This window comes from Methylomonas stagni (genome assembly GCF_050154735.1).
Classification (GTDB): domain Bacteria; phylum Pseudomonadota; class Gammaproteobacteria; order Methylococcales; family Methylomonadaceae; genus Methylomonas; species Methylomonas koyamae_A.
The window spans coordinates 1,251,981-1,264,115 of the sequence record NZ_CP189557.1; the positions used below are offsets into that span (position 1 = coordinate 1,251,981).

Here is a 12,135-nt window from a genome sequence, read left to right on the forward strand (position 1 = left end):
CGGGGACCCAGGAGTCGCTATTTTTGCAAAAGATTTTTCGGCAATCCCTTGCCCGAAAAATCGGCAAAAATGACACGTTCCCTTACGCCTCCTGCAGCCCCGAATCGTCCGCGTTGCCTCGTTTCGTCCCAACAAGGGGGCGAAACATGGGTTCTCGCATGACTTAACGCCGTGTCGCGAGGCCTTGCAGATTTTCTCCGCCTCTCTGCGAAAACCCGCCTGGCGCTACGCCTATCGGAGACTAAAAATTGTCACTTCGCTAAGGCTCCGTTTCCAAGATTTTCAGCGAAGGTGATGACCCCGTCTTTTACCGGCAGGGCCGGCGGTTCGAGCTGTAGTTTGTACTTCAACTCAGCGGCGGCATATCCGGCGATATAAGCGTCGTCGGCGTTCGTGGCGTTGGCGAATGGCGCGGTCAGCAGCCAACAGCCCGTGAATGTAACCAATCTACGCGTCAACATCATGGCTTACCGAGTTCGCCGGCAGTCACCGCCAGTTGGCTTTGCACCGATTTGACGTGTTCCTGGCTATTGGCCAAGCCGATCGCTCTACCGACCATCTTCTCGTTATCCAAAACGCCGCTCAAGGTCACGCCGCCGTTGACGGTCGTCACTTCGATGCGCGCGTCTTTCAGTAATTCGTCGCTCATCAGCGCGGCCTTGATCTTCGCGGTGATGGCCGAGTCGTCCAGATAGACGCCGCCGGCTTTAGCGCTGTCCACTACCGCCTCCTTGGCGGAGTCGATGCGTTTTTCAGAATTGCTGATGGCTTGATCGATTTGCTTGCTGGCTTTATCCAGCGCATCCTCGGACGATTGCGCGGATTTCTCGATGTAGGCGCCGGCTTTGTCCGCGCCTTGTTCCATCTGTTGACCGACGTTTTCCACCGCCTTATCGATTTTTTGCCCAGTCTTTTCCGCCTGCCCTTCCGGCTGGCATGCGCTGAGTCCGGCAACGGCGGATAAACAAACCGTGGTTAATAAACGATTGAACCAGGGCCGATTGGAGTATTTGAATAGAATGTTCATATGGGTTCCTGAAAAGAAGCCGAGTGACGGGCGACCTGGAAAGCCTATTGAGCTCTTGGGCGCGTGATGGACACTTCGCATCCGGTCGACACATCGAGGGATGGAAACAGCTTCGGATTCTAGGCAGGCAAGAGGGCGAGGTCTGTTCGTTGACGAACATAGAGGCTAAACAACGCTAGTTGCACCAGCGCATGGCCTGGCGAAGACCGGACTGGCTTAACGGGAAACACCCCGGTGAACGCCGAATCCTGGCGAGCTTGGAAAGGCGAAATCGGTGCTTGGGAACGCCGGAATGACCATTCCAACGCCCCAAGCCCGGAGAGAAAACCAAACAACGCAAACGCCGGCCGGAACAGCCGGAGTCGCGGGTGCCAACCCTAAAAATTACGCTTGGCGCATTGCAGCTTTTTCAGGACGGCGGCCAAGCGGTCGATTTCATCGTAGGTGTTGTAAAACGCCAGCGACGGCCGCACCGTGGCTTCCAAGCCAAAGCGACGCAGGATGGGCTGCGCGCAATGATGGCCGGAGCGGACCGCGATGCCGGCGTCGTTCAGTGCCTTACCGACCTCCTGGGTGGAGTGCCCGGCCATCACGAAGGATAGCACGCTGGTTTTGTCGGGCGCGGTGCCGATCAAACGCACGCCGGGAATCCCGCGCAATATGTGCATGCCGTATTCCAGCAACTCGTGTTCGTAGCGGGCGACGTTTTCGATGCCGATCCGACTCAGATACTCCAACGCCGCCCCCAAGCCCACCGCATCGGCGATATTGCCGGTGCCGGCTTCGAATTTGGCAGGCGCCGGTTGATACACGGTTTTCTCGAACGTAACGTCTTCGATCATGTTACCGCCGCCTTGCCAAGGCTGGGTGATTGCCAGCAGTTCCGGCTTGCCGTACAACACGCCGATACCGGTCGGGCCGAAAATCTTGTGTCCGGAAAACACCAACCAATCGCAATCCAGGCTTTGCACATCCACCCGCAAATGCGACACCGATTGCGCGCCGTCCAACAACACCTTGGCGCCGGCCTGGTGAGCCAGGGCTATCATCTCCGCCGCCGGCGTCACGGTACCCAAGGCATTGGACACCTGGGTAAACGATACCAGCTTGGTTTTGGCATTCAGCAGTTTTTGGTACTCGGCCAGAATCACCTGACCGTCGTCGTCGACCGGAATCACCCGCAAGAGCGCCCCGGTTTCCCGGCACAACTGCTGCCAAGGCACGATGTTGGCGTGATGCTCCAGCCAACTGATGACGATTTCGTCGCCTTCGCCGATAAATTGCCGACCCCAACTTTGCGCGACCAAATTGATCGCCTCGGTAGCACCGCGCACGAACACGATATCGTCAGCCGACGACGCGTTAATGAACCCCGCCACGGTAGCGCGCGCGCCTTCGTAGGCGTCGGTGGCGCGCGCCGCCAGTTCGTGGGCGGCCCGGTGAATATTGGAGTTTTCATGGCGATAAAACTCGGATATCCGATCGATGACGCACTGCGGTTTTTGGGTGGTCGCGGCGTTGTCCAACCAGGCCAACGGATAGCCGTTGACCCGCTCCTCCAGAATTGGAAAGTCGCGGCGCACCGCGTTCACGTCGAACGGCGGATGAGCCGAACCCAGGCCGGGAATTTGCGCGGCGCGGGCTAGGCCGGACAGTTCATTGAGAAAATAAAACGGCGCGCCGCTGGAGCCGGCACCTGGCCCGACTGGCGGCCGACTACTGGTGTCCACCAAGCGTTGCAACTCCGACAAGCCCGGCAAGCCGGCGCCGGGTCCGGTCAGACCGGCGACGGCACTGCTATCGATACCCGGCCGATTCGCGAAACCGTTAGGCACCGCGTGATACGGCACCGAGCTCGCCGCCGAGGCCGGTACGTTGTCGATGGCTTGGCCATCGCTAGTCGGCATATCGCTGTAGTACAGGTTGGCCAAGCGGCTCAATTCGGCGGTATCGGGTAAGCCGGCCGGCACCGGACCGCCGTTCAACGCTTGTCGCGCGAGCCCGGCCAGATCCGGATTAGGCGTAGTCATAGTAATTGTCCACTTCGACGTTTTCGAGTACGCCGATCGCGTCGTCGGTCAGTATCGCCAGCGAGCAATACAACGAGACCAAATAGGAAGCGATGGCTTTGTGGTTGATGCCCATGAAACGCACCGACAGTCCCATGCTAAGTTCGTCGGTCAGGTTCGGTTGATACAAACCGACCACGCCTTGCCGGCTTTCTCCGGTGCGCAGCAGTAGTATGTTGGTTTTGCCGTTGACGATTTTCAGCTTGTCGGTCGGGATCAAAGGCAATCCGCGCCAAGTGATGAATTGCGAACCAAACAAGGACAAGGTCGGCGGTGGCGTGCCGCGGCGGGTGGCTTCGCGGCCGAAGGCGGCAATCGCCCGCGGATGGGCCAGAAAAAATGCCGGCTCCTTCCAGACCCGCGCGATCAGTTCGTCCAAATCATCCGGCGTCGGCGAACCTTTGCGGGTCTTGACTTTTTGCGACTCGACGACGTTGTTCAACAGACCGTATTCGGTATTGTTGATTAACTCGCTCTCCTGACGCTCCTTGACGGTTTCGATGGTCAGCCGCAATTGCTCGTGAATTTGGTTGTGCGGGCTGCTGTATAAGTCGGCGACGCGGGTATGTACGTCCAGCACGGTGTTGACCGCATTCAGACGGTATTCGCGGCCCCATTCTTCGTAATCGACGAAGGTTTGCGGCAGCACCTTCTCGTCCAGACTCGAGCAATCGACGGCGATACTGGTCTCGCTTTTGACTTTGTTGACCCGGTAAATACCCGCTTCGACCGGGATCCAAGGCAGCAGATGAACCAGCCAACGCGGCGTGATCGTGCCCATCATCGGCACGGTTTTAGTCGCATTGGATAAAGTGCGCGCGGCGACGTCGCCTAACGCGGTATGGGCTTGATGAATGTCCGACATAGGTTTTCCTTACTGTTCTGGTTGATGGCTTGGAGAACGCCTATCGCTTGGACCGGGTTTCCGATAGGCATAAAAAAGCCAATGGCTCTGACGAGCGCATTGGCTTCCGGCGGTCCGGTCAGCGATTGACTTAAGTTCAAGATACCGATAGCAGACTAAACCTGTCAATACTGGCAGGTCCATGGCGAAACTTACTTATGTCTATTCGCGATATGAATATCTAAAAATATCGTATACCTCGATTCCAGCGGCAATTCGGCAACAAAAAATCTCATCTAAGCCATTGTTACTAATCACTTATTTTTTAGCCGCGCCTACTCCGCGTTCTACGACATCGGGCTGTATGATATTTTTCGAAGAAAGTTTGGTTGGCGTATCGGCCGTTCTGACAACTCCCCGACCTAGACCGGGACAAGGTCAAAATATTTCACTGAAATTTCAAGGCATTGCACGTATTCATTCAAATCCCGGCGCCGGATTCGTACATTTCGCTGCGTACTTGCGCCTGACTGACCTGACTACCGGGCGGAACGCTGTGCGTTAGCCAGACGTTGCCGCCTATCGTCGAACCCTGGCCTATCGTGATTCGACCCAAAATGGTCGCGCCGGCGTAAATCACCACATCGTCCTCGACGATAGGATGGCGGGCGTTACCCTTGACCAACAGGCCGTTTTCGTCCTTGGCAAAGCGCTTGGCCCCCAACGTGACGGCCTGATACAAGCGCACGCGCCGACCGATAATCGCGGTTTCGCCAATCACGACGCCGGTACCGTGATCGATAAAAAAACTGTCGGCGATTCGCGCGCCGGGATGAATATCGATGCCGGTGGCCGAATGCGCGATTTCACTGACGATTCGCGCCACCAGCGGTAAGCCCAAGCCGTATAACAGGTGGGCCACCCGATGATGTATCACGGCGGTGATGCCGGGATAACAGGCCAGCACTTCGTCGGGACAACGGGCCGCCGGATCGCCTTCGTAGGCGGCGCGGATGTCGCTGTCGATCAACAGTCGGACGCCGGGCAGTTTGGCGGCAAACTCTCGGGTCAGTTCGCTTGCCCGCCACCAGACGTCGATGGTTTCGCCGTTTTGCTCGGCGACGAATTGCAGTTCCAGCGCAATCTGCCGGCTTAAATCCCGTAGCAGGCTATCCAGGGTCTGACCGACGAAATAATCGATGCCTTCGTCGGTCAGGTCCGGGCGACCGAGACGATTGGGGAACAAGACCGCCCCCAATTGCTCGACGATTTGCGCCAACACCTTGCGGGCCGGCAATTTGGGCGGATGTTCGCGGCGATGGCGTTCCTCGAGCGAATGCAAACGTATTGCCCGCAGTTCCGCGACCAGATCATCTATTCCCCAAAAGGGAGAGGCAATCGCCAACGCCGCTTCGTTCATAGCGCCGAGCCTTGGGCGTCGAACAAACCTTCGAACAGCGCCGAACTCAGATAGCGCTCGCCGGAATCCGGCAATACCACGACAATGGTCTTGCCGACGTTTTCCGGCTGTTTAGCGAGTCTGACCGCCGCCGCCACCGCCGCCCCGCAGGAAATGCCGGCCAGAATGCCCTCCTCCCTGGCCAAGCGGCGCGCGTAGTCGATGGCTTCGTCATTGCTGACCAGTTCGATCTGATCCACCAACGATAAGTCCAGAACGTCCGGCACGAAACCGGCGCCTATACCCTGGATTTTGTGCGGTGCCGGTTGCAACTCTTGTCCGGCGCGGAATTGAGTCAGAATGGGACTGGCTTCCGGCTCGACGGCCACGGTATGAATGGGCTTGCCTTGCTTTAACTTGATGTAGCGCGACACGCCGGTAATCGTGCCGCCGGTGCCGACCCCGGACACGAAAATATCGATCGCGCCGTCGCTGTCGTTCCAGATTTCCGGGCCGGTGGTCAGTTCGTGAATTTCCGGGTTGGCGGGATTCTTAAACTGTTGCAACAACACATAACGCTCAGGTTCGGACGCGGCGATTTCCTCCGCCTTGGCTATCGCGCCTTTCATGCCTTTGGCGCCTTCGGTCAAAATCAGTTTGGCGCCGTAGGCCACCAGCAATTTGCGGCGTTCCAAACTCATCGTTTCCGGCATCGTCAACGTCAACGGAATGCCGCGCGCCGCCGCGACGAAGGCCAGCGCGATACCGGTATTACCGCTGGTCGGTTCGATGATTTCCTTACCGGGTCCCAAAACGCCGCGGCGCTGAGCGTCGTTAATCATCGCCGCGCCGATCCGGCATTTTACCGAATACGCCGGGTTGCGCCCTTCCACCTTAGCCAGCAAAGTTACCGGCGCGCCGTCGGCGATGCGGTTCAAACGCACCAGGGGCGTGTTGCCGATGGACTGCGAGTTGTCGGGATACCAATGTGCCATGTTTAAATCCTTGAAATTTAGATACAAAAAAGCCAGCGGCCCCGTGCGGGACGCACTGGCTTCCGGCGGTCCGGTCAGCGTAACGTGACTTGCCGGTTAACTTAAGGCGGCGGGCGACAGATTGTCAAGAAAAATTGCTAATAAAAACCGTCGCTTATCTAATATTTCGATGATATGTTCTAATTTTGGCATGAACAAGGGCCGCGATTCTGCTATTTGCGAGTGTAGCGATGCTTGACGCCGGCCGGAAAATATTCGGGATCGGCGAAACGGTGCAAGGTCACCATCGGCGTTTGCCGTTCGGCCGGCGTGTAGTGGGCAAATTCGCTGTTGAGCCGCAATAGCTGGACTTTGATCGATTCGGCGACCCGCCCCGCATCAACGTGTTCGGGATCGACATCCGGCAAGACTTCCACCGCGACGTGCAACTCGCTGTCGCCGGCGACGTTTTCCCTGACTTGCAACACGAATTTGCCGGTCAACCAGCCGGTCAACTCCGGTTGTTCCAATCCTACCGTGACATTCTCCGGATAAATATTGGCGCCGTAATAGGACACCGTGAAATCCGCCCGGCCAAACACGAACACGAACGGCAGCTCGCGCGGTTTAAAATCGCTAGGCAAGCCCAGATCGGTCACCGATTCGATACCGGCGGCACGCAAGCGCTCCCAGATTTGCCGATACGGGATGACGCCGCCTTTGTCGGCGATGTGGTAGCGCACCAGCGGCACGCCGTTCTCGCCCGATACCACCAAGGTATCGGCTTCGACTTCGAAGAAGCGGCTCGCCGGGTCGTATTGCACCAGCGTCGGCAAGCGCGACTCGCCGAACCATGCGCGGGCCTCGTCGGGATGACGGGCCAACCAGCGCCGAATCGCGATGCTCAGCGGTGTTTCGTTGCCCAACACCCCGCCGTCGGCGGTACCGTACAGCGACGCCGAATCGAATGCCGCTCGCTCGGCACCGATGCGTTCGCCGACCAAGGCCCGCCATTCCTCGCTAAACACCTCGCCGGCAAACACCAATTTTGGGTTGAAGTCCGACCAAACGATGCCCTCGGCGCTACCGGCATCGATAACATCCTTGATGAAAGGCGGATAACCCAATAACACGGTTTGCTCGAATTGCGGCGCCAGCTCGCGCACCACCCGAAAGATTTCGGCCTTGTTGTTACCCGGCGTCGCGACCATTAGCGGGTAGCCCTTGCGCGCCAAATGCCAGCAGCATGAGGTCGTGAATAAACCACCAACCCAGTTGCCCAGCGCAAAACACACCACGGCCAGGGTCTTACGGCGATCGGCGGCGAAGCTGTCCTTGAAGACCTGCTCGAAACGCAGGGCCACATCCAATTCGTCAGCGGCGGAGCGCGGCCAGAACGTCGGCTGGCCGGTCGAACCGGAAGATACCGCGACCCGGTCGGCTCCGGCCAAACTGCCGCCGAAGCAACGTTGAGCCAGCGGGTAGGCCCGCATGTAATCTTGTTTGCTCATCAACGGTAAGCGGGAGTATTCGGCATAGTCGACCACTTGCTCGGGGCTGACGCCGCGCTCGGCCAGAAACTGGTGGTAGGCCGGCACTTCGGCGGCGCAACGCCGAAACAGCGCCAGCAATTTCTCCTCGGGCTTGACGTCTTGCCCGCCCAACAAATCATCCAGCGGCGTAGTCAGGAAACGTTGAAAAACGGCATTTAAGTCGGTCATCGTCGGATTGCTCAATTCGTGGGTGATCATGTCGGGTATCGGTTTACGACAGCACTGGTCACTTCCCGTGCTGCTCGTCGTAAGAGGAAGGAGTGACGCCGGCTCGCTCCAGCAGTTCCCGGACGTGTTTGACATCCTGCTTGGCGAAGACACCGCCGTGGTGCGGATGATGCAAAAAACCTTCGAATTGGTTTAACACCACTCGAAACTTGGCGCCGTGACCGGACTCTATCGTGGCGCCCAAGTGATGCAGCAACGATTCGACTTCCCGCCAATGGATGTTGGCGCTGATGGGATCATGAAAGATAGCTCGTAATACATTGGCGTGATGACTCATCGCGGGATTCTCCCTACAAGTGAGCCGACAGCATACGCCGTAAATGCTCCAGGCTACAACACGGCCGCTAACGAGCCAGACCGCAATTGTTTCCTATATAAAAACAAATCATGCACTATCAGCATTATTGTAAATATTTTCACAATTGTTATCATAGAACCGTCTTCACGAATCAACCGATGCTGTCTTAGGAGTCCGACATGAACAAACCCCTTTTATTTTATAGAGACGTATTAACCGGCCTGTTTTTTACCGCTGGCGTATTCGGTTTCGTTTCCGGCGAGTTCATTTTCTCCACACTGCTGTTCGGCGCGGCGTCGCTGTCCAGCAACCTGGACTTGCATCGGAACCTGCGTGCTTAGTTCCTCGTTGTACCTCCCTCGTTGTTAAGCTAGCAACCCCTCCGAAGCTAGCAATACTACATAGCCTCCGTCACTTGTGGACGGGGGCTTTTTTTGCGCGGACAAAATACCGATCCTTGATTCGGCGGAAAAGCCGTGTAGCGAGAATACCCCGAGGCTATCGGCGCCCACGGACCATGCCAGACACGAGGTCAGTAAAATTAGAGGAGAAATCGTCGTCCATCGATCGATGAACGATAAACAAAGCCGATGAGATTAAGTGGCTCCGAACGCACTACGAACGCAGAAGTGCAACGGGAACTCGGAAGGGGCGCCACTAAAACGTCCGCAACCGTGTTCACCGGCGACTCCCGGCCGACCAGAGGGACTGGGCCAAGCACGGTAAGCGCGAGGTATCAGACCAAATTCAGATAAACCGGTTCTGAATAGGCGATTAAAAACAGATTAAATCATCGCCAGGCACGGCGCTTAGAAACGCTTCGTCATGCGTGTGTTAATCCCTTGCCTACGTCGCTGCACTACAATATCCCTATTTTACCGTTTGCCCATTTGCGATGAGACTGCTGCTGATAGAAGACGACACCGACCTGGCCCGCTCGATCCAGGTCGAACTTGAAATTGCCGGATTCGCGGTCGACTTGGCCTACGACGGCGAACAAGGCGAATTCCTGGGCGCCACGGAGAATTACGACATCGCGGTCTTGGATTTGGGGCTGCCCAAGCTGTCGGGTCTGGCAGTCCTTAAGAAATGGCGGGACGCCGGTAACGCCATGCCGGTCATCGTGCTGACCGCGCGCGACGCCTGGCACGAAAAAGTCGACGGTTTTAAAGCCGGCGCGGACGATTACCTGGGCAAGCCCTTTCACATCGAAGAATTGCAGGCGCGCATCCGGGCGTTGTTAAAACGCTGCCATGGAATCACCAACACCGGTCTGACCTGCGCCGGCGTTACTTTGGATGAAGAATTGCAAACCGTTACGATGGAAGGTCAGCCATCCGCTCAGTTAACCTCGCTGGAGTTTCGTCTGTTACGCTATTTCATGCTGCACTCCGGCCAAATTTTGACGAAAACCGATTTGATGGAGCATGTCTATGAAATGGACGGCGATCCGGACAGCAATGTCATCGAAGTCTACGTCAACCGTTTACGCCGCAAACTCGGCAAGGATTTGATCGCTACTCGGCGCGGCCAAGGTTACGTATTTGGGCAAACCGCGTGATTTCATTGCGCTTACGCTTGAATCGCGGGCTAGCGGCTATCTTATGCGTGATATTTGCATTGCATTGGCTGGCGGCCGACTGGGTGATACGCTCGGTTGCCGAAAAACAGATGTTGACCCGCCTGACTCACGACAGCGACTCGATACTGGACACCCTCGACTTCGACGCCGACGGCCAGCCCAGCTTCGATACCAGCCACGCCGGCTCGGTTTACGGCCAAGCCTATTCGGGCCACTATTTCGTGCTACACATCGACGGCAAGCCGATTTATTCGCGCTCACTCGCCGGCACGACGCTACCTTTCGAGGCCATGGCCGTCGATACTACCAGACAATTCCATTTCAAGTCCGGTCCCCACGACCAACTGTTATTAGTCTTAAGCCGCGGATTCGCCAAAGCCGGCCACACCATCAGCATCAGTACCGCCGAGGACTTGACCGACATCGGTCGAGACATCACCGCGATCCGAATCGGCTATCTGGCATTGAGTCTGACGGTGCTGGTCGCGGCGATCGCGCTGCAAACCGCCGACGTTAAACGATCGTTACGACCGCTACGCGCGGTTACCGGCGAACTGGCGGCCATCGCCCACGGTCAGCAGCGTCAGATCGAAGCCGAGGTTCCGTTCGAAATCCGACCGCTGGTCAAGGAAGTCAACCGGCTATTGATGTTGGTTGAACGCCGCCTTCACCAATCGCGGACCGCGATCGGCAATCTGGCGCACGCCTTGAAAACGCCGTTGGCGATGCTGTTTCGGCTGGCCGAAAATCCGGCGCTACGCGACTTGCCGGAATTGAAACGACAGTTGGAACAACAGAACCAAACGATATTGAAACGGATAGACCGTGAATTGAAACGAGCGCGGATTTCCGGAAACGCCCAACCCGGCGCGACCTTCAATCCCCATGTGGAATTAACGGCGCTGTGCGAGCTGATGCAGGTCATTTACGCGGAAAAGGCCTTGTCTTTCGAGATACGAGCGCCCGATCAGTTATTGCATCTGGACCGCGAGGACATGCTGGAAATGATAGGCAACCTGCTCGATAACGCCTGCAAGTGGGCCAAATCGCGAATTGTCATCGACGTCGCGGAACGGGAAGGTTTGACGTTACGAATCGCGGACGACGGCCCCGGTTGCGACAAGCAGCAACTGCGGCAAATGGTGCAGCGAGGGTTGCGTCTGGACGAAGCCACACCCGGCCACGGGCTGGGACTAGCCATCGTCCACGACATTGCCGGCTACTACGGCGGCAGCCTAGCCTTGAGCCGATCCGCCGAACTGGGTGGTTTGGCGGCCACGGTTAGGCTGCCACCCACTTGAATCCTTAACCGCTGCGGTTTGGGCGGCACGTGTTCGCGGCTACCAGTAATCAGACCTCAGCCAACCTCGGCGACCGCCAGATTGCTCAGATATCCGTGCTTGCGCGCCAGATACTCTTCGACGAAGGCTTGCATCGGCTCGACTTCGTAATCCCGCAAGCCGCTGACGGCCAGCTTCTTGAAGCCGGAACCGACCACCGCGTCACCGCAGCAAATCTGAAAGTGCAGATAAGCCGTCGCACGTTTGCCGTTGACCTCCATCTTGGGTTCCAACATTTCCAGACGCGGCTCGCTGAATTGCATGCAATCCAGATGTAGCGTCATGCTTTCGTAGATGACCAACGGCCGGTCGATGTTGAACATCACATTTTCCTTGGCTAGCAGCGGCACTAGCACGTACGGAAAATTCTGCCCGGAAAACGCCACGTAATCGCGGATCAGGGCCTCGATCAGGTTCGGATCGCGGATCACATCGCCGGAGCGCTCGATTTGTAGATAGGTCTTATCTTGTTGACTGTCGGTCACATCGAAGCGCTCGGCATCGGTCTCCGGGAAATTCAACAGGACGTTGTGACCCACCATGCCGGAAAAGATAAAGTGCATGTTCTGGCTGAGCCCGTACTTTTCCAATACAAGCGAAAACAATAAATCGCCGGGTACGCAAAAGCGCTTGGCATCGGCATCGTGCAAAGGATTAAAGTCGTGCGCCACTTCCTTGGCAAACATGCTGGCCTGCTCGGCGCTGATGGCGATACCACCGTCGCGAACTTCATAAAACTCTTTCAAAAACATGGCGATTTTTTATTTTTAATATTGCGGATCAAAATCTTGCGAGTCCGGACGCCGCGGCGTCCGGATACA

12 protein-coding genes are annotated in these 12,135 nt (G+C 57.1%); 3 read left to right on the plus strand and 9 right to left on the minus strand.

Translation table 11 applies throughout. The annotated features are described in order from the left end of the window. Positions 1-251 precede the first annotated feature (251 nt). The 8 genes from ACP4CD_RS05870 to ACP4CD_RS05905 form a co-directional block, all read right to left on the minus strand. On the minus strand, positions 252-464 hold the full coding sequence (locus ACP4CD_RS05870; RefSeq protein ID WP_426993905.1) for a hypothetical protein: 213 nt from the start codon (positions 462-464) through the stop codon (positions 252-254). After that, positions 461-1,027: a BON domain-containing protein gene (locus ACP4CD_RS05875; protein ID WP_426993906.1), complete on the minus strand. Its 567-nt coding sequence runs from the start codon at positions 1,025-1,027 to the stop codon at positions 461-463. Before ACP4CD_RS05875 ends, ACP4CD_RS05870 begins: the two co-directional genes overlap by 4 nt. 377 nt (positions 1,028-1,404) lie before the next feature. After that, a complete protein-coding gene (locus ACP4CD_RS05880) occupies positions 1,405-3,057 on the minus strand; it encodes a family 2A encapsulin nanocompartment cargo protein cysteine desulfurase (protein WP_426993907.1) in 1,653 nt (550 codons plus the stop codon). Beyond that, positions 3,044-3,961, minus strand: a complete 918-nt coding sequence (locus ACP4CD_RS05885) for a family 2A encapsulin nanocompartment shell protein (RefSeq protein WP_313728014.1) — start codon at positions 3,959-3,961, stop codon at positions 3,044-3,046. The genes ACP4CD_RS05880 and ACP4CD_RS05885 overlap by 14 nt, the downstream gene beginning before the upstream one ends. A 460-nt stretch (positions 3,962-4,421) precedes the next feature. After that, complete coding sequence (gene epsC, locus ACP4CD_RS05890; RefSeq protein WP_426993908.1) at positions 4,422-5,360, minus strand: serine O-acetyltransferase EpsC; 939 nt, start codon at positions 5,358-5,360, stop codon at positions 4,422-4,424. Next, positions 5,357-6,334 (minus strand): cysteine synthase A, encoded by a 978-nt coding sequence (gene cysK, locus ACP4CD_RS05895; RefSeq protein WP_064031773.1) that lies wholly within the window; start codon positions 6,332-6,334, stop codon positions 5,357-5,359. The genes epsC and cysK overlap by 4 nt, the downstream gene beginning before the upstream one ends. A gap of 212 nt (positions 6,335-6,546) precedes the next feature. Beyond that, entirely contained in the window at positions 6,547-8,064 is a 1,518-nt protein-coding gene (locus ACP4CD_RS05900; RefSeq protein WP_426993909.1) for a phenylacetate--CoA ligase family protein, read from the minus strand. A gap of 28 nt (positions 8,065-8,092) precedes the next feature. Continuing rightward, entirely contained in the window at positions 8,093-8,371 is a 279-nt protein-coding gene (locus ACP4CD_RS05905; protein WP_064031774.1) for a hypothetical protein, read from the minus strand. Positions 8,372-8,571: 200 nt separating this feature from the next. On the opposite strand from ACP4CD_RS05905, the gene ACP4CD_RS05910 reads away from it, so the two are divergent. From ACP4CD_RS05910 to ACP4CD_RS05920, 3 genes are all read left to right on the plus strand, one after another. Beyond that, entirely contained in the window at positions 8,572-8,733 is a 162-nt protein-coding gene (locus tag ACP4CD_RS05910; protein WP_168030662.1) for a hypothetical protein, read from the plus strand. A 554-nt stretch (positions 8,734-9,287) separates the two neighbouring features. After that, on the plus strand, positions 9,288-9,953 hold the full coding sequence (locus ACP4CD_RS05915) for a response regulator transcription factor (RefSeq protein ID WP_064031775.1): 666 nt from the start codon (positions 9,288-9,290) through the stop codon (positions 9,951-9,953). A 47-nt stretch (positions 9,954-10,000) separates the two neighbouring features. Further along, complete coding sequence (locus ACP4CD_RS05920) at positions 10,001-11,275, plus strand: sensor histidine kinase (protein ID WP_231883781.1); 1,275 nt, start codon at positions 10,001-10,003, stop codon at positions 11,273-11,275. A 56-nt stretch (positions 11,276-11,331) separates the two neighbouring features. Here the strand turns inward: ACP4CD_RS05920 and ACP4CD_RS05925 are convergent, their stop codons facing one another. Beyond that, the gene (locus ACP4CD_RS05925; RefSeq protein WP_426993910.1) at positions 11,332-12,066 is read right to left on the minus strand and encodes a DUF3581 domain-containing protein; all 735 of its coding nucleotides are present in this window, start codon (positions 12,064-12,066) and stop codon (positions 11,332-11,334) included. Between the last annotated feature and the right edge of the window lie 69 nt (positions 12,067-12,135).

Coding starts and splice junctions, on each gene's coding strand:
- ACP4CD_RS05870 (WP_426993905.1), bottom strand. CDS start 464: ATGATGTTGACGCGTAGATTGGTTACATTCACGGGCTGTTGGCTGCTG.
- ACP4CD_RS05875 (WP_426993906.1), bottom strand. CDS start 1,027: ATGAACATTCTATTCAAATACTCCAATCGGCCCTGGTTCAATCGTTTA.
- ACP4CD_RS05880 (WP_426993907.1), bottom strand. CDS start 3,057: ATGACTACGCCTAATCCGGATCTGGCCGGGCTCGCGCGACAAGCGTTG.
- ACP4CD_RS05885 (WP_313728014.1), bottom strand. CDS start 3,961: ATGTCGGACATTCATCAAGCCCATACCGCGTTAGGCGACGTCGCCGCG.
- epsC (WP_426993908.1), bottom strand. CDS start 5,360: ATGAACGAAGCGGCGTTGGCGATTGCCTCTCCCTTTTGGGGAATAGAT.
- cysK (WP_064031773.1), bottom strand. CDS start 6,334: ATGGCACATTGGTATCCCGACAACTCGCAGTCCATCGGCAACACGCCC.
- ACP4CD_RS05900 (WP_426993909.1), bottom strand. CDS start 8,064: ATGATCACCCACGAATTGAGCAATCCGACGATGACCGACTTAAATGCC.
- ACP4CD_RS05905 (WP_064031774.1), bottom strand. CDS start 8,371: ATGAGTCATCACGCCAATGTATTACGAGCTATCTTTCATGATCCCATC.
- ACP4CD_RS05910 (WP_168030662.1), top strand. CDS start 8,572: ATGAACAAACCCCTTTTATTTTATAGAGACGTATTAACCGGCCTGTTT.
- ACP4CD_RS05915 (WP_064031775.1), top strand. CDS start 9,288: ATGAGACTGCTGCTGATAGAAGACGACACCGACCTGGCCCGCTCGATC.
- ACP4CD_RS05925 (WP_426993910.1), bottom strand. CDS start 12,066: ATGTTTTTGAAAGAGTTTTATGAAGTTCGCGACGGTGGTATCGCCATC.